We start from the raw sequence: 24,620 nt of genomic DNA, 5'->3' as shown, positions 1-24,620 counted from the left end.
CGGGAGCCTCCGTGTCCGACGCCCTCGTCGCCGCCCGCCGCATCGGCCCGGAGCTCGTCGAGCTCCGGCGCCGCCTGCACCGCGCCCCCGAGCTCGGGCTGCACCTGCCGGAGACGCAGGCCACGGTGCTCGCCGCGCTCGAGGGCCTCGACCTCGAGGTGTCGACCGGCGAGGGGCTGTCGTCGGTCGTGGCGGTGCTGCGCGGGCGGGCGCCCCACGCGGGGGAGCGGCCGGTCGTGCTGCTCCGGGGCGACATGGACGGGCTACCCGTCGCCGAGGAGGTCGACGTCGACTACCGGTCGGAGCGGCCGGGGCTCATGCACGCGTGCGGGCACGACCTGCACGTCGCGGGGCTCGTCGGGGCGGCGCGGGTGCTCTCCGAGCTCCGCGACGAGCTCGTCGGCGACGTCGTCCTCATGTTCCAGCCCGCCGAGGAGGGCCCCGGTGGCGCCGAGCCGATGATCCGCGAGGGGCTGCTCGAGGCGGCCGGGCGGCGGGTCGACGCCGCCTACGCGGTGCACGTCTACTCGGCCGACCACCCGCGGGGGGTGTGGTTCGGCCGGCCGGGTCCGCTGATGGCCGCCGCCGACGAGGTGCACGTGACCGTGCGCGGGGTCGGCGGGCACGGATCGGCGCCAGAGCGGGCCAAGGACCCGGTGCCGGTGGCCTGCGAGGTGGTGCTCGCGTTCCACACGGCGGTGACGCGCCGCTTCTCGGTGTGGGACCCCGTGGTGCTCACCGTCGGCAAGGTCGCGGCGGGCACGAAGGACAACATCATCCCGGACGACGCGGTCATCGAGGCGACGCTGCGGACGTTCTCGCGCGAGCACCGCGAGCTGGCGCACCGGGTCGTCACGGAGGTGGCGCAGGGCATCGCGTCGGCCCACGGGCTGACGGCCGAGGTGACGATCGGCAACGGGTACCCGGTGACCGTCAACGACGCCGACGAGTTCGCCTTCGCGCGGGGCGTCGTCGTCGACCTGTTCGGGGCCGACCGCTGGGCCGACATGGTCAACCCCGAGGCCGGGTCGGAGGACATGGCCTTCGTCCTCGAGGAGGTGCCGGGCGCGTACCTCAACGTCTCGGCCTGCGCGCTCGAGGACCACACGCTCGCCGAGGACAACCACTCGCCGCGGGCGGCCTTCGACGACTCGGTCGTGCCCGACGTCGCGGGGGCGCTGGCGGAGCTGGCGCTGCGGCGGACGCGGATGCTCGCCGGCGGCTGAGGCCGCCGTCTGCTGCACCCTGCTGGGTCGAGGTGAAAGAGGACCTGGATCCGGTCGGGTTCACCTCGACTCGCGGCGTGGTCGGCTGGTGGGTCGAGGTGTAAGAAGACCTGCTCGTGGTCGGGTTTCACCTCGACTCGCGGCGTGGTCGGCTGGTTCGAGGTATCCGGGCGCGCGGATTCGGTGGCCGGACACCTCGAACGACCTGGCTCTGCGCGCCCCCGGCAGGATCCGCGGTCGCGGCACCCGCTCGTTCCTCGCGGGACCCGCGTCCGCTCCCGTCGTCCTGCCGGGGCGCGCACGCAATGCGCTCCGCGCATTCCGTCGCGCGCCCCCGGCAGGACTCGAACCTGCGACCTCGAGATTAGAAGGCTCTTGCTCTATCCGGCTGAGCTACGGGGGCCCGGCGCCCGGGGGCGCCGCCGCACAGTCTAGGGAGCACCACCCGCGTCATCCGCCGAGCGGGCAGCGGGCCAGGACCTCGTGCCGCGGCCGGTGCCCCCGCTCGCGCGGCAGGTGCGACTGGACGACGACGACCTCGTCGGCCACCCACGACGGACCGCGATAGGTGTCGAGGACCCGCACCCAGCGCGTCGCGTCGACGGCCCGCCCGAAGCGGCCCAGCGTCACGTGCGGCACGAAGGGCCCGCCGTCCGGAGCCCCGCCGACCACCGCCACGGCCGAGCGCACCGCAGCGGCCAGCGGCGCCAGCGCCCCACCGTCCGACACCCCGGCCCAGAGCACCTTGGCCCGCGCGACGTCCGGGAAGCAGCCGCCGCCGGTCACGGTGAGCCCCACCGGAGCCCGACCCGCCGCGACGGCCGCGACCCCGTCGAGCAACGGCTCGACGACCCGCTCGGGCACCGCGCCGGCGAAGGCGAGCGTCACGTGCCACCCGTCCGGCGAGGACCACCGCGGCCCCTCGACGTCGCGCCGCGGCTCGAGGAACTCCCCGAGGTCCTCGACCACGTCGACCGGCGGCTGGAGCGCGACGAAGAGCCTCACGGACGACATCATCGGCCCGGCGCCCGCGGAATGTCCGGCGGGACACGGTGCGGTCGTTAGGCTTTCCCCCGTGGGTGCGGACCGTGACGTGGAGGCCGTGGTCTCCGCCGTCGAGGTGCTGCGGGAGGAGGTCGAGCGGGCGAGGCTGCCCCTCGACGTCCCCGGACGCCCGGCCGCCGAGACCGCGCGGCGACGCCTCCTCGACCAGCTCGACGACTACGTCCTGCCCCGTCTGCGCTCCCTCGACGCCCCGCTGCTCGCCGTCGTCGGCGGGTCCACGGGCGCCGGGAAGTCGACCCTCGTCAACTCGGTCGTCGGCGGCAGCGTGAGCCGCGCGGGGGTCCTGCGCCCCACGACGACCTCGCCCGTCCTCGTGCACCACCCCGAGGACCGGCACTGGTTCGAGGGCGAGCGCATCCTCCCCGGTCTGGCCCGGGTCACCGGCGCCGACACCGGCGAGGACCAGCCCGGCACCGTGCGCCTCGCCCCCTCCGACACCCTCCCGGCGGGGATGGCGCTGCTCGACGCCCCGGACATCGACTCGGTCGTCTCGGCCAACCGCGAGCTCGCGACCCAGCTCCTGTCGGCCGCCGACCTCTGGCTCTTCGTGACGACCGCCGCCCGGTACGCCGACGCCGTGCCGTGGGACCTGCTGCGCACCGCCGCCGACCGGGGCACCGCCGTCGCCATCGTCCTCGACCGCGTCCCGCCCGAGGCCGTCGACGAGATCCGCCCGCACCTCGCCTCGATGCTCCGCGAGCAGGGGCTGCCGACGGCGCCCATCTTCACCGTGCCCGAGACCGCCCTCGACGGCGACGGCCGGCTGCCGGCCGAGTCCTTCGCGCGGCTGCGGTCCTGGCTCGAGGCGCTCGCCGGCGACGCCCGCGCCCGCGACATCGTCGTCTCGCAGACGCTGCGCGGGGCCGTCGCCTCGCTCACCGGACGCGCGGCCGAGCTCGTCGCCGCGAGCCACGAGCAGCAGGACGCCCGCGACGAGCTGGCCGGCGCGGCCACCGCCGCCTTCGAGGACGCCCACCGCCGGGTCGCCGACGGGATGACCAACGGCACGCTGCTGCGCGGGGAGGTCCTCGCGCGCTGGCAGGAGTTCGTCGGCACGGGCGAGTTCTTCCGGCAGGTCGAGTCGACGATCGGGCGCTGGCGCGACCGCATCGCCGCCGCCGTCAAGGGCACGCCACCGCCCGCCGAGGGGCTCGGCGAGGCGCTGCACACCGGGGTGGCCGCGCTCCTGCTCGCCAACCTCGAGTCGGCCGGTTCCGACACCGCGCGCTCGTGGCGCCGGTTGCCCGGCGGGCCGGCCGTCCTCGCCGGTGTGCCGGCGCGGGAGGGGTCCCACCCCGGGACCGACGTCGAGCGCCTCGTGCGCGACTGGCAGGGCGATGTCCTCGAGCTCGTCCGCACCGAGGGCCAGGGCCGGCGCACGAACGCGCGCATCGCGGCCTACGGCGTCAACGCCATCGGGCTGCTCCTCATGCTCGTGGCCTTCGCCCAGACCGGGGGGCTGGTCGGCGCCGAGATCGGCATCGCCGGCGGCACCTCCGTGCTCGCGCAGCGGGTCCTCGAGGCGATCTTCGGCGACCAGGCGGTCCGCGACATGGCCGCCAAGGCCCGGGCCCGTCTCCTCGAGCTCGCCGACGACCTCTACGCGGCCGAGCGCGCCCGCTTCCTCGAGGCCCTCGCGGAGCACACGGCCCCCGAGGACCAGGCCCAGCGGCTCGGGGCCGCCGCGGCCGGCCTGAGGACGGTGTCGGTGTGAGCCCCCTCGTCATGGGCGGTGCCCGCGGTGCCGTCGTGTCGCCCGAGCGCCTGGCGGCGGCCTCCGGTGCGCTCTCGGCCGCCGTCGAGGCGGGCGGCGCCGAGCTGCCGCGGGGTGGGTCGGCCCGGGCCACGCAGGTCGTCACGAAGGTGGGGAAGCGCACGGCCCTCGTCGGCGGCCACACGGTCGTCGCGCTCGCCGGGGCCACCGGCAGCGGCAAGTCCTCGCTCTTCAACGCGCTCGTCGGCACGGACGTCGCGACGGTCGGGGTCCGCCGGCCCACGACCTCGACCCCCACGGCGGCGGTCTGGGGCGCGGAGCCGTCGGGGGAGCTCCTCGACTGGCTAGGGGTCGGGTCGCGGCACCTCGTCGAGGGCGAGGGGCCCGGCGGCCAGCTCGGCACGCTCGACGGCCTCGTCCTCCTCGACCTGCCCGACGTCGACTCCCGCGAGACCGGCAACCGCGCCGAGGCCGAGCGCGTCCTCGAGCTCGTCGACCTCTTCGTCTGGGTCACCGACCCGCAGAAGTACGCCGACGCCCGCCTCCACGACGACCACGTCGCCGCCCTGTCCGCGCACGAGGCGGTGACCATCGTCGTCCTCAACCAGGCCGACCGGCTCACCGCCGACGACCTCGCCCGGTGCCGCACCGACCTCGGCCGGCTCATGGAGCGCGACGGGCTGCCCGGCGCCACCGTCCTCGCGACCTCCGCGCGCACCGGGGCCGGGGTCGACGAGCTGCGCCAGCGCCTCGCGAACGCCGTCGCGAGCCGGGCGGCGGCGCGGGCCCGCCTCGCCGCCGACGTCCGCACCGCGGCCGGCGAGCTCTCCGCCCACGTCGCCGCCGCCGAGCCGCAGGTCGACGCCGCGACCCGCGCCGAGCTCCTCGACGCCCTGGCCCGGGCCGCCGGCGTGCCGACCGTCGTCGACGCCGTCGCCCGCGACTACCGGATGGAGGCCGCGACCCACACCGGCTGGCCGCTGACCCGCTGGGTGCACCGGCTGCGGGCCCGGCCGCTGCGCCGCCTGCGCCTCGACGGGCGCGACGTGCGGGTCACCGAGTCCGACGTCCGGTCGGTGCTCGGGCGCTCCTCGCTCCCGCCGCCCTCGCCCGCCGCCCGGGCCGCGGTCGCGCTGGCCACGCGGCGGGTCGCCGACCGGGCGGGGGCCGAGCTGCCGACCCCGTGGGGCGAGGCCGTCGAGCGGGCCGCGACCCCGCCCGGCCCGGAGCTCGGCGACGCCCTCGACCAGGCCGTCGTCGGCACCTCGCTCCTCGCGCGGGCACCGGTCTGGTGGCGGGTCGTCGGTGGCGTCCAGCTCGCGCTCACCGCGGCCGCGGTCGTGGGCCTGCTCTGGCTGGCGGCCTACGTCGTCGCGGGATGGCTGCAGCTCGACTCGCTCGTCCCCGACGTGCCGACCCTCGGCGTGCTCCCCGTGCCCTTCGTGCTGCTCGTCGGCGGGCTGCTGCTCGGGTTCGTCCTCGCGGCCCTCGCGGCGTGGCTGGCCCGCATCGGGGCCCGGCGCCGCGGCGCGGTGATGGACGAGCGGCTGCGCGCCTCGATCGCCGGCGTCGCCGACGGGCAGGTGCTCGGCCCGGTGCGCCGCGTGCTCGAGCGGCACGCGGCGACCCGCGAGGCGCTGCGCCACGCCGCCGACGTCTGAGGCCTCCCGCCGCGGCGCTCAGTGCCGCAGCGAGTGCGCCCGCCCGTCCATCGGCGCCGTCGGCCGGATGCCCATCGCGGCGAGGACCGTGGGCAGCAGGTCGGGGGTGCGGAAGGACTCGCCGGTCGAGTGCCCGCGGGCGCCGGGCGTCCAGAACACCATCGGGACGCGCTGCACCGACTCCTGCGCCCCGCCGTGGTCGCCGTACACGCCGTAGCTCGTGCGGTCGTGGAGCAGGCCGACCACGTCGGGCCCGTCGGGGGCCGCCATGGTGTCGACGATGGACTGCGCGTGGGCCGCCCACCACGACCGCTCCGAGCGGGTCATCCGGTTGGTGCCCTGGAGGACGAAGTGGTTGCCGGCGGCGTTCTTGCGGTACGTGGCGATGACCCCCGGAAGGCCGAGCATCCGGGTGGCCGTCGCCTTCTTGGCGCGCGTCGACCGGTCGAGGAGCCAGGTCTCGATCGCCGTCGACTGGTAGGAGAACTGCACGTTGCCGTCGGAGTTCAGCGCCGCGATCGCCGGTGAGGGGTTGGAGTAGGTGGTCGTGTCGAGCACGCCGGTGGTGCCGGCGTCCCACACGCCGAGCTCCGGCGGGGCGTAGTACCAGTTGCTGTTGCCCGCGTCGGCCGCCCGCGAGCCGAGGAAGGTCTCGCCGTACGTGGCGCCGTGGTCGGCGGTGAGGACGACGAGGGTGCGCCCGCCCTTCTCGCGGTCCACCGCCTCGACGGCCGCCCGGAGCTTGCCGAGCTGGACGTCGGCGTTCTCGGCCGCGCAGCGCGTGTGCGTCATCCCGGCGAGGGTGGTGCAGTCCTGGGGGGCGGTGTCGGCCTGGGCGCCCCACATGTGCGCGGCCTTGTCGATGCCGCCGAGCGTGACGAACATGCCCGACCAGGTCTCGCGCTGCATCATCTCGATCGCCGCGTCGGCGACCCAGGTGTCGCCACCGAGGTGGGCCGGGTCGTTGCCCGGGACGAACCGGTTGCCCTCGCCCGGGTAGAGCCAGGACGGGAAGGCGGCCCTGGTGCCGTAGTCGTTGGCCTTGTCGGCGTTGACGAAGTACCGGCCGCAGAGGGTGGGGTCGGTCGGGTCGGGGCGGTTGAGGTACGCCGGGACGTTCTTGCCGGCGGGGGAGCGCCACTGCCCGTTGCCGGGGACGCCGGGGATCGAGAGGTTGCGGCACCCGGTCGGGGCGTTGTCGGTGACGTTGCTGCGCCGGCTCGACATCCGGACCGCGATGTCCCCGCTCGCTCCGGTCGCGGACTCGACCGCGTAGGACTTCTCGCCGACGGTGATGAAGCTCGTGCCGGGGTAGCGCGCGTGGAGGTAGTCGGCGAGCTTCGGGTAGGCCACCCCGTCGTTCTTCTCGATGAGGGCGAAGTCGGCGAGGCTGAGGTCGCCGGTGATGTGCATCTGGTCGGCGCCCTTGCCGAAGACGTTCGCGTGGTCGCGGTAGGCCTCGTCGGTCCAGCCCATGTGCCGGGGCTCGAGCCCGGAGGTGATGACGTTGTGGGCCATCACCGTCTCGGAGGCCATGTACCCGAGGTGGGCCTTGTCGAAGGTCGTGCCGCTGTCGCGCAGCGCGCGGAAGTTGGGCATCGCGAACTGGTCCGCGTACTGCGGGACCATCTGGTCGAACAGGACGATGAGGACGCGGTTCGGCGCTGACGGCGGATGTGGTCTCGGGTGGCCCGCGGCCTGCGAGGCGGTGGGGGTGAGGGCGAGGGTGCCGGCGGTGAGTGCGGCGGCGACGGCGGCGACGGTGCCACGACGGTCCATGGGCTCTCCTCAGGACTCCACGACGGCCACGAGGCCCTCGATGCGTCGGGAATCTGCACCCTCGTGAGGTGCGCTGTCAACGGTGCGTGCGACGGCCGGTGCTCGGGTCGGTCCCGACGAGGCCGGGCGGTCGCGTCGTCCACAGGGAGCCCGCGTCGGCCCGTTGTCCACAGGCCCCTCGGGACCCGTTGTCCCACAGCGGCGTCGCCCGTGATGGTGGTCACGGCGCACCGACGGGCGGTGCCGCCGGAGGGAGCACACGATGTACGAGACGTACGTGACCGTCCAGGGCCGGCTCGTCGCCGACCCCGTGGTCAAGCAGGGGCGGTCCGGGGCGTTCACCGTCTTCCGGGTCGCCCAGTCCGAGCGGCACCCCGACCGCAGCGAGCCCGGTCGCTGGACCGACTCCGAGCCGAGCTTCTACGACGTGTCGGTCTTCCGGGGGATGGGCGAGAACGCGGCGCGCTCGCTGCGCAAGGGCCACCCGGTCGTCGTCACGGGGAAGCAGCGGATCCGGCAGTTCCGGCGCGACGACGGGTCGATGGGGGCCACCGTCGAGCTGTTCGCCGACTCCCTCGGTCACGACCTGCGCTGGGGCGTCACGCACTACACCCGCAACGGCGACCTCGCGCCGGCGCTGCCGGGCGGGCCGGGACCGGACGGGTTCGGCGACCCCGAGCACGACGCCTACGTCGTCCGCGACGAGCCGGGTGTCGGGGTGCCGGGGGCCGCGGCGGCCGCGGTCGCCGAACAGCCCGCGCTCGACAGCGGACCCCTCGTGCGCCCCGACGACGAGCGGGCGGCCTGAGGCGGCGATTCGGGCCGGGGCCGGGGGCTCGATACCCTGAGCCCATGCCCGAGTTCATCTACGTGATGTCGCGCGCCCGCAAGGCGCACGGCGACAAGGTCATCCTCGACGACGTCACGCTCTCGTTCCTGCCCGGCGCCAAGATCGGCGTCGTCGGCCCGAACGGGGCCGGCAAGTCGTCCGTCCTCAAGATCATGGCCGGTCTCGACCAGCCGTCGAACGGCGAGGCGCGCCTGTCGCCGGGCTACTCGGTGGGGATCCTCATGCAGGAGCCCGAGCTCAACGAGGAGAAGACCGTCCTCGGCAACGTCGAGGAGGGCGCCGGCGAGATCAAGGCCAAGCTCGACCGGTACAACGAGATCTCGGCCCTCATGGCCGAGCCGGACGCCGACTTCGACGCGCTGATGGCCGAGATGGGCCAGCTCCAGGAGGCCATCGACGCCGCCGACGCCTGGGACCTCGACTCCCAGCTCGAGCAGGCGATGGACGCGCTGCGCTGCCCGCCGCCGGACGCCGACGTCACGGTCCTCTCCGGTGGTGAGCGCCGCCGCGTCGCGCTCTGCAAGCTGCTGCTCCAGAAGCCGGACCTGCTGCTCCTCGACGAGCCGACCAACCACCTCGACGCCGAGTCGGTCCTCTGGCTCGAGCAGCACCTCGCGGCCTACCACGGCGCCGTCGTCGCGGTCACCCACGACCGGTACTTCATGGACAACGTGGCCCAGTGGATCCTCGAGCTCGACCGCGGCCGCGCCTACCCCTACGAGGGCAACTACTCGACCTACCTCGAGAAGAAGCAGGCCCGTCTCGCGATCCAGGGCAAGAAGGACGCCAAGCTCGCCAAGCGCCTCGCCGACGAGCTCGAGTGGGTCCGCTCGAACGCCAAGGCCAAGCAGACCAAGTCCAAGGCGCGCCTCCAGCGCTACGAGGAGATGGCCGCCGAGGCCGAGCGCACGCGCAAGCTCGACTTCGAGGAGATCCAGATCCCGCCGGGCCCGCGCCTCGGCAGCAAGGTCATCGAGGTCACCGGCCTGCGCAAGGGCTTCGGCGACCGCGTCCTCATCGACGACCTGTCGTTCACGTTGCCGCGCAACGGGATCGTCGGCGTCATCGGCCCGAACGGTGTCGGCAAGACGACCCTCTTCAAGACGATCGTCGGGCTCGAGGACGCCGACGCCGGCACCGTCGACGTCGGCGAGACCGTCAAGGTCTCCTACGTCGACCAGAGCCGCGGCGGCCTCGACCCGAGCAAGAACCTCTGGGAGACCGTCTCCGGCGGGCACGACTACATCAACGTCGGCCAGGTCGAGATCCCGAGCCGGGCCTACGTCAGCCAGTTCGGCTTCAAGGGCCCGGACCAGCAGAAGAAGGCCGGCGTCCTCTCCGGTGGCGAGCGCAACCGCCTCAACCTCGCGCTCACCCTCAAGGAGGGGGGCAACCTGCTCCTCCTCGACGAGCCGACCAACGACCTCGACGTCGAGACCCTCGGCTCCCTCGAGAACGCGCTCCTCGACTTCCCGGGCTGCGCCGTCGTCATCAGCCACGACCGGTGGTTCCTCGACCGCGTCGCGACGCACATCCTCGCCTACGAGGGCACCGACGAGGACCCGTCGCGCTGGTACTGGTTCGAGGGCAACTTCGAGTCCTACGAGAAGAACAAGGTCGAGCGCCTCGGCGAGGAGGCGGCCCGTCCGCACCGCGTCACCTACCGCAAGCTGACCCGCGACTGAGCGGCGGTGTCCGCCACTAGGGTGACCGGCGTGGATCCCGAGAGCGCCGGCCCCCCACCCCACCGGGTGTCGGTCGTCGTCCCGGTGTACCAGGGCCGCAGCACGCTGCCCGCGCTCGTCGCCGAGATCGCGCCCCTCACCCGGGTCGGCACGACCCCGGGCGGGCGACGGTTCGTCGTCGAGGAGGTCGTGCTCGTCGACGACTGCGGCCCGGACGGGTCCGACGTCGTCGTCCGCGAGCTGGCCGCCGCGCACGACTGGGTGCGTCCGGTCTGGTTGAGCCGCAACTTCGGCCAGCACGCGGCGACCCTGGCCGGCATCTCGGCGTCGGGCGGCGAGTGGGTCGTCACGATGGACGAGGACGGCCAGCACGACCCCGCGCACATCGGCGTGCTCGTCGACACCGCGATGGACGAGCAGGCCGACGTCGTCTACGCCCGACCGTCCAACGAGCCGCCGCACGGGGCCGCCCGCAACCTCGCGAGCCGCTCGGCGAAGTGGCTCGTGGCCCGGCTGGCCCGCGGCGCCCGCGCCTCCGACTTCAACAGCTACCGCCTCGTCCTCGGCGAGGTCGCCCGCTCGGTGGCGGCCTACGCCGGCCCGGGCATCTACCTCGACGTCGCCATCTCGTGGGTCGCCCGTCGCGTCGCCACGGTGCCGCTGCCGATGCGGGCCGAGGGCGACCGCCCGTCCGGCTACGACGTGCACCGCCTCGTCTCGCACTTCTGGCGCCTCGTCCTCTCGAGCGGCACGACCCCGCTGCGCTGGGTGAGCTTCACCGGTGCGGCCTCGATCGTCCTCGCGCCCCTCATCGGCGTGGTGCTCGTCCTCGGCAAGGCGGCCCGCTGGTGGGAGGCGCCGGGCTGGACCTCGACGATGGTCCTGCTCATGGCGGCCACCGGCGCCATCCTCTTCGCCCTCGGCGTCATCGCCGAGTACGTCGGCATGGCGGTCAACATGGCGATGGGCAAGCCGCTCTACCTCCCGGTCCGAGACCGGCGCGACGGACCGCTCGGGCGGGACGACGCGTGAGCACCGCCACCGACGCTCCCGTCGCGTGGGTCGTCGGTGCCGGTGGGCTCGTCGGGCGCCACCTCGTCGCGACCCTGCGCGAGGCCGGGTGGGAGGTGCTCACCTCGCGCGTCCCCTGGTCCGACGAGCAGGCCACCGTCGAGGTGCTCGCCGCCGACCTCGCGCGCTTCGCCGGGCGCCGGACCGGGCGGACCTGGCTGCTCGCCTGGTGCGCCGGAGCCGGGGTCGTCGCCACGGGGGAGGAGGCGCTCGCGGCCGAGCGCCGGGTCTTCGAGCGGTTCACCGCGCTGCTCGGCGACAGCACGGGCGAGGACGAGGACGGCGTCGTGCTCCTCGCCTCCTCGGCGGGCGGGCTGTACGCCGGCTCGGCCGACCCTCCCTTCACCGAGGACACCCCGCCGGTCCCGCTCGTCGCCTACGGGCGGACCAAGCTCGCGATGGAGGAGGCGCTCACCGGGGTCGTCGCCCGCACCGGCCTGCGCGCGGTCCTCGCCCGGGCGGCGAACGTCTACGGGCCGGGCCAGACGCTCGGCAAGCCGCAGGGGTTGCTGTCCCGGCTGTGCCTGTCGGACGCCACCCTGAGCCCCCTGCCGCTCTTCGTCTCGCTCGACACCATCCGTGACTACGTCTACGTCGTCGACCTCGCCCGGATGCTCGTGCGCTGCGCCGAGCTGGCCCGCGAGGAGCCCCGCGGCACGAGCGTCGTCAAGGTCGTCGCGTCCGGGCGGCCGGTCACCGTCGGGCACCTCGTGTCGGAGGCCCGGCGCGTCTTCCACCGCCCGCTGCGCACAGCCATCGCCCCGGGCGGCGACGGGCAGGTGCTCGACCTGCGCCTCGCCTCGGTGCGCTGGCCGGAGGTCGACGCCCTCGCCGCGACCCCGCTGGCGGCCGGCCTCGCCGCGACGGCGGCCGACGTGCGCGCCCGGGTGGTCGCCGGCGGCCCACTCGACGCCTGATCCCCCCGGGCGCCGCGCCGCAGCGGGTCAGCCGGTGCGGGTGGCGCCGAGGAAGACCGACGAGCCGAAGGGGAGGTCGGTGCGCCGCAGCGCGGCCCGGTCGACCCCGCAGAGCGAGCGCAGCGCCGAGTTGAGCGCCGGGGGCACCTGCGGCACCTCGACGATGTCGTGCGGGCCGTCGGTGCGGCGGCGGGTCAGCTTGCGCACCGCCCGCTCGGCGGCGAAGAGCGGGAAGACGGTCGTGAACCCGTAGGTGGCCCGCTCGACGCGGAAGCCGGCCGCCTCGACGGCCGCGACCGCGCGGCGGCGGGTGTAGCGCCGGTGGTGGCCGTTCGCGACGTCGAAGTCGGTCCAGGCCCAGGTGTAGGCCGGGACGGACATGAGGAAGCGCCCGCCGGGGCGCAGCACGCGGTGGACCTCGGTGAGGGCGTCGGCCTCGGGGGCGCAGTGCTCGATGACGTCGAAGGCGGCGACCGCGTCGAACGTCCCGTCGGCGAAGGGCAGCTGGAGGGCCGACCCGCACACCCCGTCGCTGCCGAGGCCGCGGGGGTCGATGTCGAGGGAGGCCACGCGCCCGGCCGCCTCGCGGAACCAGGCCGCGCTCGGGCCGTCGGCGCTGCCGAGGTCGAGGGCGGTGCCCACGCCCTCGACGAGATCACGCAGCGCGGACTCGAGGAGGTCGGCGCGGGCCCGGTACCACCAGTAGTCCGGCGCCGCGATCGAGGGGGAGCCGCCGTGGCCGAGCGCAGTCACCGGGTCAGGCTACCGAGCGCCGGGCGCGGGCCCGGGGGCGCCCCGGGCCTCCCGGGCCGCGAGGAGGCCGAGCAGCCCGCCGGCGAGCGCGAGGGTCGCCGCCGTCGCGCCGAAGACCTCGCCGAGGCGCAGCGCACAGACGAGGACGGCGAGGTTGGCCCCCTCGGCGGCGACCCAGACGTGCTCGGCCGGGCTGCGGCGCCAGAGCCCGACGGCCGCGGCGACGAGCAGCAGGTAGGCGCCGAGGAGGACCCATCCGCCCTCGACGAGCGCCGCCCAGTACGAGTTGTGGAAGAGGTACTGCCGGTCGCCGATGGCCACCCAGGACTCGCCGAGCCCGAGGCCCTGGAACGGGCTGCCCGCGAGCTTGGCCTGCGAGGCCTCGTCGATCCGCGCACGGAACGCGTCGGAGCCGTCGCGGCTGGCGAACACGCCGGCCCGGGCGAAGTTGTTCTCGACCACCTGCACCGCGACCCCGAGCGCGACGACGAGCGCCACCCGCCCCGCGGGGGCCAGCCGCGGGCGCAGCACGATCCAGGCGAGCCCGCACGCCAGGGCGGCGATCGAGGTGCGGGACCCGGTGAGCCAGACGAGGGAGGCCCCGACGAGCACGACGGCCACCTGCCGCCGTCGCTCGTCGACGAGGCCGAGCATCAGCAACGTGACGACCGCGTAGGCCAGGCCGGCCTGGTTCTTGTCGAGGAGGAAGCCGGACAGGTACTCGCCGTAGGGCGCGGGGGCGACGCCGGCGACGAAGAGCACGGCGTTCGCGACGAGCCCGAGGGCGGCCCCGCGCACGAGGGAGGGCCAGTGCACCCGCCCGGAGACGACCGCGACGAGGAGGGCGAGGACCATCGTCAGCCGGACGGCCCGCCGCGGCCAGCCGGAGATCGAGTCGTCCGGCGAGGAGATCGAGACGAGGACGAGGTAGCCGACGAGCAGGACCAGCCCCGGCGCCAGCCAGCCGAGCGCGCCGCCGGGCCCGCCGAGCCGGGTCGCACCGGGGCGCAGCAGGGCGAGGCCGAGGAGGGCGGCGACGGCGACGAGGCCGAGGGACAGGAAGCCCGGGACGCCCGGTGGCGCCCAGGCGTAGAGGACGACGGCACCGAGGAGCAGCTCGGCGAGCCGGGTGGGCTGCCGGGACGCGGGGAGGTCGGCGTCGGCGGCGGGGGACCCCACCCCGGCCGTGACCCCGGGCGCGCGCGGCGTGGTGCTCACGCGCCCCAGTGTCCCCTACCCGCGGCCGTGCGCGAGGCGGACCGCGAGGTCTCCGTAGGTCCGCTCGATGGCCTCGGGGGTGCGGCGCCCGCCCGGCACGTACCAGCGGGCGACGTCGATGGCCATCGACAGCAGGGCCAGCGCGGTGGCGGGGACGTCGTCGACGTCGAGCTCGCCGCTCTCGACGCCGGCGCGCAGCACGTCGGCGACGACGCCGTCGATGTCCTTGCGCAGCTCGATGACCTCGGCCCGGTGCTCGGGGGAGAGGTGGCGGAACTCGAACTGGACGATGCGTCCGAGCTGGTGGTGCTCGGCGTGCCAGCGCGAGAAGCCGCCGACGATGGCCCGCAGCGCCTCGGTGGGGGAGGCGGCGTCCCGGGCGGCCTCGACGAGCAGGTCGCGGGCACGGGCGTGGCCGCGCCGGCTGATCTCGAAGAGGAGCACCTCCTTGGAGGCGAAGTGCACGTAGACGCCGGCGGGCGAGAGGCCGGCACGCGAGGCGATGTCGCGCGTGGTCGTCGCGGGGAAGCCGTGCTCGGCGAAGGCGTCGGCCGCGGCGAGCATGATCCGGACCGCCGTGTCGGAGACGTCGGTGGCCCCGCCGGGGCGCCCGCCCTCGGGCGCGAGCGCGGCGAGGACGGCGGTCTCGGTGAGCGGCGGGGTGCTGGGCACGGTTGACAGCATGCCGCACCCGGGTCACACTAAGCAAGCGCTTAGTCAATGGTGGCGTGCCGCACGCCACCCCGCCCGCCGCCACGAGGAGCCCCATGCCCCGCAACGTCTACGCCGCCGAGCACGAGGACTTCCGCGCCTCCGTCGCCGAGTTCGTCGAGCGCACCCTGAAGCCGCGCGCCGAGCAGATGCTCGAGGTCAAGTCGGTCGAGCGCGACATCTGGAAGGAGGCCGGCAAGCAGGGGCTCTTCGGCCTCGACATCCCCGAGGAGTTCGGGGGCATGGGCGCCGAGGACTACCGCTTCAACGCGATCGCCGCCGAGGTCATCGCCGGCTTCAACTTCGCGGTGTCGTCCTGCTTCGGCATCCACTCCGACGTCTGCCCGCCGTACATCGTCGACCTCGGCACCCAGGAGCAGAAGGAGCGCTGGCTCCCCGGCATGGCCAACGGCGAGCTCATCGCCGCCATCGCCATGACCGAGCCGTCCGGCGGCTCCGACCTCGCGGCCCTCAAGACCACCGCCGTCCGCGACGGCGACCACTGGGTGCTCAACGGCAGCAAGACCTTCATCACGAACGGCTACCAGGCCGACCTCGTCATCGTCGCCGCCCGCACCGACCCGTCCAAGGGCGCCAAGGGCATCACCCTGCTCATGGTCGAGGAGGGCATGGAGGGCTTCACCCGCGGCCGCAAGCTCGACAAGGTCGGGCAGGAGGAGGCCGACACCTCCGAGCTGTTCTTCGAGGACGTCCGCGTCCCCGACGCCAACCGGCTCGGCGAGGAGGGCATGGGCTTCGTCGCGATGATGCAGCGCCTCCCGCAGGAGCGCATCGGGGCGGCCGTCGCCAACACCGCGCACGCGTTCCAGATCTTCCGCGAGACGGTCGAGTACACGAAGGAGCGCAAGGCCTTCGGCCAGCCGGTGGGGGCGTTCCAGCACAACAAGTTCAAGATGGCCGAGCTGCTGACCAAGCTCGAGGTCACCCAGGCCTACGTCGACGACTGCATCGCGGCGCACGCCGAGGGCAAGCTCACCCCGGTCGACGCCGCGAAGGCGAAGTGGTTCTCGGCGCAGGTGCAGAACGAGGTGCTCGACGAGTGCGTCCAGCTGCACGGCGGCTACGGGTTCATGAACGAGTACCGCGTGGCCCGTGCCTGGCGCGACGCCCGCGTCTCGAAGATCTGGGCCGGCTCGAACGAGATCATGAAGGAGCTCATCGGCCGCGACCTCGGCCTCTGACGCCCCGGACACCACGACGCCCTCGGACCGCGCGGTCCGAGGGCGTCGTCGTCGGTGGGTCGGCTCGAGAGCCGAGTCAGGCGACGCGGGCCGTCGCGACCGCCCGTCGGCCCTCCGCCAGAAGAGGTGCCGGAAAGGCCTCGACAGGGAGGACCAGGCGGGGAGACCCGTCCCGGGAGACGAGGACGACCGCGTCCCGGTGCCGCTGGATGCGTCGCAACTGTGCCCACCCCACGAGTTCGGCTCGGTTGTCGATCCGGAGCCGGAAGCCTCCGGGCGTCGAGGAAACCTCCACGTCCATCGCAGTGCGCCCCACTGGGAGCAGCCTCTTGCGCACGCTGCGTCGCACGGCGGCCGGGAGCAGCCAGCGGACGAGCACCGCGCCGAGGAAGGTAGCGCCTACGAGGTGCGGAACGGGCGCGCCGCGGCCGAGGAGGACGGCGGCGACGGGCGACAGCAGCATCAGGACGATGGCCGTGGCGACGATCGGGCGCACGATGACCTCCGCGGCTGCCGCGGCCAGCGAGTCGGCGAGGGCGGGGTCGAGACGCACGCTCGGCCGATTGGTCTCATCGACCTCCGCCGTTCCCGCGGTCTCCTCGTCTGTGCCCGATCGGGCCGTCGCCTGCCGTGGCTCTTGGGCGCTGATGCTTCGCGCGACGGCGCAGAGACGTTCGGCGCCCTCCGGGCCCACCGCCTCGGCGGGGATGACTATGTCGTCGCCGTGCACGGACCGCACGACCACCGAGCCATCGAACACGAGTATCCGAGTGACCTCGCTCCACGGGCGGCTCCGCTCCCGACCGTCGAGGCCGAACTGGACCCCGGACTCCCTGACGCGGAAGACGAGCGGGATGCCCACAGGGAGACGGCGCCGGGTATCCATCGAGCGCAGGAGCATCACGGCTGCCACGGACAATGGTGCGCCGACCGCTCCCGCGACGAGGGCGGGACCCCAGGGGAGGGTGGTCGACCAGTGCAGGAGCGCCGCGAGCACGCTCCCGGCGGCGACGGCCAACGTCACGATCATGCTCGGAGCGAGGTGCAGCGCCGCTCGCTGGAAGGCCCGGTCGACCACGTACCTGTGCTCGTACAGCACGTCGCCACCCCAGCCCGTCACGGTGACACCGTAGGTCAGCCACGCCATGGACAGCGTGGCTTCGTCGAGAATCGACCTGGACGGCGCCGCGGGCCTCGCCGGGGTGATCCTGCGGCGCCGGGGTGCCACAGCACCCCGGCGGGGCGAGGTGGCGCCGGCGGGGCGAGCGCACCCCGGCGCGGGCGCGAGCCGGGCGTCAGTCGAGCGGGCCGCCGGCGACGTAGACGACCTGGCCGCTCACGAAGCCGGCCTCCTCGGAGACGAGGAAGGAGATGGTCGCCGCGATGTCCTCGGGCTGCCCGACCCGCGCCACGGGGATCTGGGCGGCCGTGTGGGTGATGAAGTCCTCGAACGAGACCTTGAGGCGCTCGGCGGTGGCCCGGGTCATGTCGGTCTGGATGAAACCCGGGGCGACGGCGTTGGCGGTGACGCCGAACTTGCCGAGCTCGATGGCCAGGGTCTTGGTGAACCCCTGGAGCCCGGCCTTGGCGGCGGAGTAGTTGGCCTGCCCGCGGTTGCCCTGCGCCGAGGACGAGGACAGGTTGACGATGCGGCCGTAGCGCTGCTCGGTCATGTGCGCCTGGCAGGCCTTGGTCATGAGGAACGAGCCCTTGAGGTGCACGCCCATGACGGCGTCCCAGTCGTCCTCGGTCATCTTGAAGAGCAGGTTGTCGCGGATGATGCCGGCGTTGTTGACGAGGACGACCGGCGGCCCGAGCTCGTCGGCGACCCGGGCCACCCCGGCGGCGACGGCCGCGGCGTCGGCTACGTCGACCCCGACGCCCACGGCCGACCCGCCGCCGTCGCGGATGCGCCCCGCGACCTCCTCGCACGCCGCCTCGTCGAGGTCGAGCACGGCGACGGCGAACCCGTCGCGGGCCAGTCGCTCGGCGGTGGCGGCCCCGATGCCGCGGGCGGCTCCGGTGACGACGGCGACGCGCTGCTCGGTCATGGGGGTGCTCCTCGGGTCGCGGGTGGGTCCGCGCCGACCCTAACCGAGCGACCGGCGTCCGGGTTCGACGGCGGGGACCGGCGCACGGCTCGCGGCGGGTAGGTTGGGACCCTCGCGCCGCCGGACGGCCGCGCGCCGCCGGCAGCGTCGCTGGCCTGCAGCGACACCCCACGAAAGGCACCACCTGTGGAGATCTGGCCCGGCACGGCGTACCCCCTCGGCGCCACGTACGACGGCAGCGGCGTGAACTTCGCCCTGTTCAGCGAGGTGGCCGAGCGCGTCGAGCTCTGCCTCGTCGACGACGACGGCACCGAGACGCGCCTCGACCTGCCCGAGGTCGACGGCTTCGTCTGGCACGGCTACCTGCCGGCCGTCCAGCCGGGGCAGCGCTACGGCTACCGCGTCCACGGCCCCTACGACCCCGAGAACGGGCACCGCTGCGACCCCAGCAAGCTGCTCCTCGACCCCTATGCCAAGGCCGTCGAGGGCCAGGTCGCCAACGACCAGGCGCTCTTCTCGTACGACTTCGAGGACCCCACCGTCCGCAACACCGAGGACAGCCTCGGCAAGACGATGCTCGGCGTCGTCACCAACCCGTACTTCGACTGGGGTCACGACCGCCCGCCACGCCACGAGTACCACGACACCGTCATCTACGAGGCGCACGTGCGCGGCCTGACGATGACCCACCCCGAGATCCCCGAGGAGATCCGCGGCACCTACGCCGCCATCGGGCACCCCGCGGTCGTCGAGCACCTGACCGACCTCGGCGTGACGGCCATCGAGCTGATGCCCGTGCACCAGTTCGTCCAGGACACCTCGCTCCAGGCCAAGGGGCTGTCGAACTACTGGGGCTACAACACCATCGGGTTCCTCGCGCCGCACAACGCCTACGCCCGCGGCCAGCGCGGCGAGCAGGTCACCGAGTTCAAGGCGATGGTCAAGGCGCTGCACGAGGCCGACATCGAGGTCATCCTCGACGTCGTCTACAACCACACCGCCGAGGGCAACGAGATGGGCCCGACGATCTGCTTCCGGGGCATCGACAACGCCGCGTACTACCGGCTCGTCGACGACGCCAAGGAGCACTACTACGACACGACCGGCACGGGCAACAGCCTCCTCATGCGCAACCCGCACGTGCTCCAGCTGATCATGGACTCGCTGCGCTACTGGGTCACCGAGATGCACGTCGACGGCTTCCGCTTCGACCTCGCGGCCACCCTGGCCCGCCAGTTCCACGAGGTCGACAAGCTCTCGGCGTTCTTCGACCTCATCCAGCAGGACCCGGTCATCAGCCAGGTCAAGCTCATCGCCGAGCCCTGGGACATCGGCGAGGGCGGTTACCAGGTCGGCGGGTTCCCGCCCCTGTGGACCGAGTGGAACGGCAAGTACCGCGACACCGTCCGCGACTTCTGGCGCGGCGAGCCCGGCTCGCTCGGCGAGTTCGCGTCCCGCATCACCGGCTCCTCCGACCTCTACGAGCACAGCGGCCGCAAGCCCATCGCGAGCATCAACTTCGTCACCGCCCACGACGGCTTCACGCTGCGGGACCTGGTGTCCTACAACGAGAAGCACAACGAGGCCAACGGCGAGGACGGCCGCGACGGCGAGAGCCACAACCGCTCCTGGAACTGCGGTGCCGAGGGCCCGACCGACGACGAGGGGGTCAACACGCTGCGCGCCCGCCAGCAGCGCAACCTCCTCGCGACCCTCCTGCTCAGCCAGGGGGTGCCGATGGTCGCCCACGGCGACGAGATCGGCCGCAGCCAGGACGGCAACAACAACGTCTACTGCCAGGACAACGAGCTGTCGTGGATGGACTGGGAGCTGTCGGAGGACCAGCGCGACCTCGTCGCCTTCACCGCCGCCCTCGCCCGGCTGCGCCGCGAGCACCCGGTGTTCCGCCGGCGCCGGTTCTTCGCCGGCAGCGCCGACCACGGCGGGCAGTCCGAGATGGGCGACATCGCCTGGTTCCAGCCCGAGGGCGAGCCGATGGGCGAGAGCGACTGGTCCGACGGCCAGGCCCGCACGATGACGGTCTTCCTCAACGGCCGGGCCATCCCGAGCCCCGACCTGCGCGGCCGCCCGGTCGTCGACGACGACTTCCTCGTCCTCTTCAACGCCGACCTCGAGGCGCGCGACTTCGTCCTCCCCGGCAGCGAGTACGGCGAGCGCTGGTGCACCGAGGTCGACACCGCTGCTGCCGTCGTCGAGCCCGAGTGGCACGACGCGGCCTCGAAGGTCTCGGTCGAGGGCCGCGCGCTCATCGTGCTCCGCGCGCCCCGCGAGACCCCGACCCCGGCGGCCGGGGCGGCCGGCGCGACGAGGGCCTGACACCGTGGCGGTCCACCGACCCGACCCCGCCCGCGTGGTCCCGACGGCCACCTACCGCCTCCAGGTGCACGGCGGCTTCGGGTTCGACGCCGCCGCCGAGCAGGTGCCCTACCTCGCCTCGCTCGGGGTGTCGCACGTCTACCTCTCGCCGGTGCTCCAGGCGGCGCCGGGGTCGGCGCACGGCTACGACGTCCTCGACCACACCCGGGTCAGCGAGGAGGCGGGGGGCCGGGAGGCCTTCGACCGGCTCGTCGCGGCGTGCCGCGAGCACGGGCTCGGGGTCGTCGTCGACGTCGTGCCGAACCACATGGCCGTGCCGTCGCCCGAGCACCTCAACGCGCCGTTCTGGTCGCTGCTGCGCGAGGGCCGGCGCTCGCCGTACGCCGGCTGGTTCGACGTCGACTGGGCCGTCGAGGACGACCGCCTCCTCATGCCGGTGCTCGGGGGCACCCTGGCGCAGGTGCTCGAGCGCGAAGAGCTGGTGCTGGCGACCGACGGCGGGCCCAGCGGGGCCGAGGCCGTCCTGCGCTACTACGACCACGAGTTCCCCGTCGCGCCGGGCACCGAGGACCTGCCGCTCGCCGCGCTGGTCGACGCCCAGGCCTACCGGCTCTCCAGCTGGCGCGAGGCCGGTGACGCGCTCAACTACCGGCGCTTCTTCGACGTCACCTCGCTCGTCGCGGTGCGGGTCGAGGACCCCGTCGTGTTCACCGCCACCCACGCGCTGCTCCTCGCGCTGCACGGGCACGGCGAGGTCGACGGCTTCCGCATCGACCACCCGGACGGCCTCGCCGACCCCGGCGGCTACCTCGAGCGGCTCGCGGCCGCCACCGGCGACGCCTGGGTGGTCGTCGAGAAGATCCTCGAGGGGGAGGAGCGGCTGCCCGAGGCGTGGCGCTGCTCCGGGACCACGGGCTACGACGCCCTGCTGCGCGTCCAGCAGGTGCTGACCCCTGCCGACGACACCGGCACCCTCGACCGGCTCTGGGCCGAGGTCGCCCCGGAGCGGGCGGACCTCGACGACGTCGTGCTCGAGAGCAAGCGGCTGGTCGTCGACGACGTCCAGGCCGCCGAGGTCGACCGGCTGATGCGCCTCGTGCGCCGAGTCGTGCCCGACGCCGACGCCGCCTCGGTGCGCCGGGCGCTCGAGGCCCTCCTCGTGTCGATGGACCGCTACCGCGCCTACCTCGTCCCCGGCCGGGGCGTCGACCCCGAGCAGGCCGCGGTCGTCGACGGGGCCGCCGGGCGGGCACGCGCGGTGCTCGCCCCGAGCGACGAGGACGCGCTCGACCTCGTCGTCCGTCTCGTCCTCGACCGCGAGGTGCCCGAGGCCGCGTCCGACACCGGCCGGGTCGCCGACGAGTTCCGGGTCCGGTTCCAGCAGACCTGCGGCCCGGTGATGGCCAAGGGCATCGAGGACACCGCCTTCTACCGGTGGTTCCGGCTGGCCGGGGCCAACGAGGTCGGCGGCCACCCGGAGGTGCTCGCCTCCGACGTCGAGACCTTCCACGACTGGTGCGCCCGGCAGCAGGCCGAGTGGCCGACGTCGATGACGACCCTGACGACGCACGACACGAAGCGCTCGGAGGACACCCGGGCCCGGCTCATGGTGCTCGCCGAGGACGCCCCCGGCTGGGCGGGCTGGCTTGAGGCGGCCCGGGAGATCGCGGCACCGCACCGCACCCCGCGGGTCGACGCGCCGACCGAGTACCTCGTGTGGCAGACCCTCGTCGGCACGTGGCCGATCTCCGGCGCCCGCCTCGAGGAGTACCTGCTCAAGGCGGTCCGCGAGGCCAAGGTGCACACCGCCTGGGTCGACGGCGACGACGCGTACGAGGCGGAGGTCGTCGCGTACGCCCGCGCGCTCGGCCGCGACCTCGCCGTGCACGAGCACCTCGACGCCTGGACCGGCCCGCACGACGCGGCCGTGCGCGCGAACATCCTCGGGCAGAAGCTCGTCCAGCTGACGATGCCCGGGGTCCCCGACGTGTACCAGGGCTGCGAGATCGGGATGCTCTCGCTCGTCGACCCCGACAACCGCCGGCCCGTCGACTGGGCCGACCGCCGCGAGCGGCTGGCCCGCGTCGACGACGACGAGCCGTGCTTCGACCTCGACGACGACAAGATGCGGCTCACCGCGCTCGCGCTGAGGCTGCGGCGCGACCACCCGGCGGCGTTCGTCGGGCCGGACTCGTCGTACGCGCCGGTCGCCACCGGGACGGCGCACGCACTGGCCTTCGCGCGCGGCGACGCCGAGGGACCCCGCGCGGTCACCGTCGTCACCCGGGCCGCCGGGCGGCTCGCGGACGCCGGCGGGTTCGGCGAGGCATCCGTCGAGGTCCCGCCGGGGGAGTGGGTCGAGGTGCTCTCGGGGCGCGAGGTCGGTTCCGGCGCAGCGGCGCTCACCGAGCTGCTCGCCGACCGACCGGTCGCCCTCCTCGTGCGGCAGGACCCCTCGTGACCGGGCCGGTCGTCGAGGTCTGGGCGCCGGCCGCGCAGCGCGTCGAGCTCGAGTGGTCTCCCGTCCACGAATCGACGAATGTGTCACTTCCTGGACGCCGGGACGTCCACGAATCGACGAATGTGTCGAATGACGGACGCGCGGGGGCGCGGCGGGAGGCGATGGAGCCGGCCGCCGACGGCTGGTGGCGCCACGAGCTGCCGGCGGGCACCGGGGCCGTCGACTACGCCTTCGTCCTCGACGGTGACGAGCCGGCCCTGCCCGACCCCCGCAGTGCCTGGCAGCCGGGCACCGTCCACGGCCCGAGCCGCACCGTCGACACCGCCGCCTTCCCGTGGACCGACACCGGATGGCGCGGCCCGCGCGACGGCGCCGGCGGCCTCGGCGCGGTCTTCTACGAGCTGCACGTCGGCACCTTCACCCCGGAGGGCACCTTCGACGCCGCCCTCACCCACCTCGACCACCTCGTCGCGCTCGGCGTCGACGTCGTCGAGGTGATGCCCGTCGCCGCCTTCCCCACCGACCGCGGCTGGGGCTACGACGGCGTGGGGCTCTATGCGGTGCACGACGCCTACGGCGGCCCGGAGGCCTTCGCGCGCTTCGTCGACGGCTGCCACGCCCGCGGCCTCGGGGTGTGCCTCGACGTCGTCCACAACCATCTCGGCGCGAGCGGCAACTACCTCTCGCGCTTCGGCCCGTACTTCACCGAGGGCCACCACACCCCGTGGGGTGCCGCCGTCAACCTCGACGACGACGGGTCGGCCACGGTGCGCCGCTTCCTCGTCGAGAGCACGCTGCGGTGGTTCCGCGACTTCCACGTCGACGCCCTGCGCCTCGACGCCGTCCACGAGCTCAAGGACGACTCGCCGCGCCACTACCTCGCCGAGCTGTCCGACGAGGTGGCCGCCCTGGCCCTCGACCTCGGCCGGCCGCTCGACCTCGTCGCCGAGTCCGACCTCAACGACCCGGTGATGGTCACGCCCACCGCCGACGGTGGCCGGGGGATGACGGCGCAGTGGGACGACGACGTCCACCACGCCCTCCACGTGACGCTGACGGGCGAGGCGCAGGGCTACTACGCGGACTTCGCCGGGAGCCCGGACGGCGCCGAGCGCGGGCCGCTCGCGGTGCTCGCCAAGGTCCTCACCCGGGGCTTCCTCCACGACGGCACGCACTCCTCCTTCCGCGGACGCGCCTGGGGTGCGCCGGTCGACCGCGACGGACTCGACGCCCGCCGCCTCCTCGGCTACCTCCAGACCCACGACCAGGTCGGCAACCGGGCCACGGGAGAACGCATCTCGGCGCTCGTCGACGACCCGGCGCTCCAGGCCGCCGGCGCTGCCCTCTACCTCCTGGCGCCGACGACCCCGATGCTCTTCATGGGCGAGGAGTGGGCGGCCTCGACCCCGTGGCAGTTCTTCACGAGCTTCGCCGAGGACTGGCTGGCCGACGCGGTGCGCGAGGGCCGGCGCGCGGAGTTCGGCTCGCACGGCTGGTCGGCCGACGACGTCCCGGACCCCCAGGAGCCCGCGACGCGCGACCGCTCGGTCCTCGACTGGTCCGAGGTCGCCGCGCCCGCGCACGCCCGGATGCTCCGGTGGTACACCGACCTCACCGCGCTGCGACGCCGGCTCCTCGGCACCGGACCCACCCGGTTCGCCGACGTCGAGGTCGACGTCGACGAGGCCGCGCGGTGGCTCGTGCTGCGGCACGCACCGGCCGGCCGGCCGGCGTACGCGGTCGTCGTGACGCTCGCGGGGTCCGGCGGGTCGGTGCCGGTCGACGGGGCCGGCGAGGTGCTCCTCGCGTGGGATCCCGACGGCGCGGCACCGGACGGCGGGACCATCACACATCGTTGCCGATCCGTGTCCGTGCTCGCCGCGGAGCGCCCCTGACCGGCGGCTAGCCTGCCCGGGGGG

The 24,620-nt window shown here is 74.3% G+C and carries 18 protein-coding genes and 1 tRNA gene; 11 read left to right on the top strand and 8 right to left on the bottom strand.

Annotation, left to right across the window (positions count from 1 at the left end; genetic code table 11):
• Positions 1-11 precede the first annotated feature (11 nt).
• A complete protein-coding gene (locus tag JQN70_RS01780; protein WP_204129590.1) occupies positions 12-1,226 on the top strand; it encodes a M20 metallopeptidase family protein in 1,215 nt (404 codons plus the stop codon).
• Between the two features lie 329 nt (positions 1,227-1,555).
• Here JQN70_RS01780 and JQN70_RS01775 read toward each other — a convergent pair.
• Positions 1,556-1,629: transfer RNA gene (locus tag JQN70_RS01775), tRNA-Arg, on the bottom strand.
• A gap of 47 nt (positions 1,630-1,676) precedes the next feature.
• Positions 1,677-2,231 carry an RNA 2',3'-cyclic phosphodiesterase gene (thpR, locus tag JQN70_RS01770; protein ID WP_204129589.1) on the bottom strand — a complete coding sequence of 185 codons (555 nt, stop codon included), beginning with the start codon at positions 2,229-2,231 and terminating at the stop codon, positions 1,677-1,679.
• A gap of 70 nt (positions 2,232-2,301) precedes the next feature.
• On the opposite strand from thpR, the gene JQN70_RS01765 reads away from it, so the two are divergent.
• Both JQN70_RS01765 and JQN70_RS01760 read left to right on the top strand, forming a co-directional pair.
• On the top strand, positions 2,302-4,005 hold the full coding sequence (locus JQN70_RS01765; RefSeq protein WP_204129588.1) for a GTPase domain-containing protein: 1,704 nt from the start codon (positions 2,302-2,304) through the stop codon (positions 4,003-4,005).
• Positions 4,002-5,666: a YfjP family GTPase gene (locus JQN70_RS01760; protein ID WP_307835761.1), complete on the top strand. Its 1,665-nt coding sequence runs from the start codon at positions 4,002-4,004 to the stop codon at positions 5,664-5,666. Before JQN70_RS01765 ends, JQN70_RS01760 begins: the two co-directional genes overlap by 4 nt.
• An 18-nt stretch (positions 5,667-5,684) precedes the next feature.
• Here JQN70_RS01760 and JQN70_RS01755 read toward each other — a convergent pair whose 3' ends face one another.
• On the bottom strand, positions 5,685-7,445 hold the full coding sequence (locus JQN70_RS01755) for an alkaline phosphatase family protein (RefSeq protein WP_204129587.1): 1,761 nt from the start codon (positions 7,443-7,445) through the stop codon (positions 5,685-5,687).
• Between the two features lie 262 nt (positions 7,446-7,707).
• On the opposite strand from JQN70_RS01755, the gene JQN70_RS01750 reads away from it, so the two are divergent.
• The 4 genes from JQN70_RS01750 to JQN70_RS01735 are packed head-to-tail and all read left to right on the top strand — an operon-like array spanning position 7,708 to position 11,968.
• Positions 7,708-8,253: a single-stranded DNA-binding protein gene (locus JQN70_RS01750; protein WP_204129586.1), complete on the top strand. Its 546-nt coding sequence runs from the start codon at positions 7,708-7,710 to the stop codon at positions 8,251-8,253.
• 44 nt (positions 8,254-8,297) lie between these two features.
• Complete coding sequence (ettA, locus tag JQN70_RS01745) at positions 8,298-9,980, top strand: energy-dependent translational throttle protein EttA (protein ID WP_204129585.1); 1,683 nt, start codon at positions 8,298-8,300, stop codon at positions 9,978-9,980.
• A gap of 30 nt (positions 9,981-10,010) precedes the next feature.
• Positions 10,011-11,012: a glycosyltransferase gene (locus JQN70_RS20760; protein ID WP_307835760.1), complete on the top strand. Its 1,002-nt coding sequence runs from the start codon at positions 10,011-10,013 to the stop codon at positions 11,010-11,012.
• Entirely contained in the window at positions 11,009-11,968 is a 960-nt protein-coding gene (locus JQN70_RS01735; protein WP_204129583.1) for an NAD-dependent epimerase/dehydratase family protein, read from the top strand. Before JQN70_RS20760 ends, JQN70_RS01735 begins: the two co-directional genes overlap by 4 nt.
• 27 nt (positions 11,969-11,995) lie before the next feature.
• Here the strand turns inward: JQN70_RS01735 and JQN70_RS01730 are convergent, their stop codons facing one another.
• The 3 genes from JQN70_RS01730 to JQN70_RS01720 are packed head-to-tail and all read right to left on the bottom strand — an operon-like array spanning position 11,996 to position 14,611.
• On the bottom strand, positions 11,996-12,721 hold the full coding sequence (locus tag JQN70_RS01730; protein ID WP_204129582.1) for a class I SAM-dependent methyltransferase: 726 nt from the start codon (positions 12,719-12,721) through the stop codon (positions 11,996-11,998).
• Between the two features lie 9 nt (positions 12,722-12,730).
• The gene (locus tag JQN70_RS01725; protein ID WP_204129581.1) at positions 12,731-13,939 is read right to left on the bottom strand and encodes an O-antigen ligase family protein; all 1,209 of its coding nucleotides are present in this window, start codon (positions 13,937-13,939) and stop codon (positions 12,731-12,733) included.
• A gap of 15 nt (positions 13,940-13,954) precedes the next feature.
• Positions 13,955-14,611, bottom strand: a complete 657-nt coding sequence (locus JQN70_RS01720) for a TetR/AcrR family transcriptional regulator (protein ID WP_307835759.1) — start codon at positions 14,609-14,611, stop codon at positions 13,955-13,957.
• A gap of 95 nt (positions 14,612-14,706) precedes the next feature.
• Here JQN70_RS01720 and JQN70_RS01715 point away from each other — a divergent pair, with 95 nt between their 5' ends.
• On the top strand, positions 14,707-15,852 hold the full coding sequence (locus JQN70_RS01715) for an acyl-CoA dehydrogenase family protein (RefSeq protein WP_204129579.1): 1,146 nt from the start codon (positions 14,707-14,709) through the stop codon (positions 15,850-15,852).
• Positions 15,853-15,928: 76 nt separating this feature from the next.
• On the opposite strand, the gene JQN70_RS01710 is transcribed toward JQN70_RS01715, so the two are convergent.
• Both JQN70_RS01710 and fabG read right to left on the bottom strand, forming a co-directional pair.
• Complete coding sequence (locus tag JQN70_RS01710) at positions 15,929-16,999, bottom strand: hypothetical protein (protein WP_204129578.1); 1,071 nt, start codon at positions 16,997-16,999, stop codon at positions 15,929-15,931.
• Between the two features lie 148 nt (positions 17,000-17,147).
• The gene (gene fabG, locus JQN70_RS01705; protein WP_204129577.1) at positions 17,148-17,903 is read right to left on the bottom strand and encodes a 3-oxoacyl-ACP reductase FabG; all 756 of its coding nucleotides are present in this window, start codon (positions 17,901-17,903) and stop codon (positions 17,148-17,150) included.
• A gap of 186 nt (positions 17,904-18,089) precedes the next feature.
• Here fabG and glgX point away from each other — a divergent pair, with 186 nt between their 5' ends.
• From glgX to treZ, 3 genes are read left to right on the top strand one after another with little or no spacing between them, the layout of a single operon-like run.
• A complete protein-coding gene (gene glgX / locus JQN70_RS01700) occupies positions 18,090-20,240 on the top strand; it encodes a glycogen debranching protein GlgX (RefSeq protein ID WP_204129576.1) in 2,151 nt (716 codons plus the stop codon).
• 4 nt (positions 20,241-20,244) lie between these two features.
• Positions 20,245-22,701 (top strand): malto-oligosyltrehalose synthase, encoded by a 2,457-nt coding sequence (gene treY, locus JQN70_RS01695; protein ID WP_204129575.1) that lies wholly within the window; start codon positions 20,245-20,247, stop codon positions 22,699-22,701.
• Positions 22,698-24,596, top strand: a complete 1,899-nt coding sequence (gene treZ, locus JQN70_RS01690; protein ID WP_204129574.1) for a malto-oligosyltrehalose trehalohydrolase — start codon at positions 22,698-22,700, stop codon at positions 24,594-24,596. The genes treY and treZ overlap by 4 nt, the downstream gene beginning before the upstream one ends.
• Positions 24,597-24,620: the final 24 nt, after the last annotated feature.

This window comes from Phycicoccus sonneratiae (assembly GCF_016887965.1).
Taxonomy (GTDB): Bacteria; Actinomycetota; Actinomycetes; order Actinomycetales; family Dermatophilaceae; genus Phycicoccus; species Phycicoccus sonneratiae.
The sequence above is the reverse complement of the archived record's forward strand: the minus strand, read 5'-3'. Positions and strand labels throughout refer to the sequence as shown.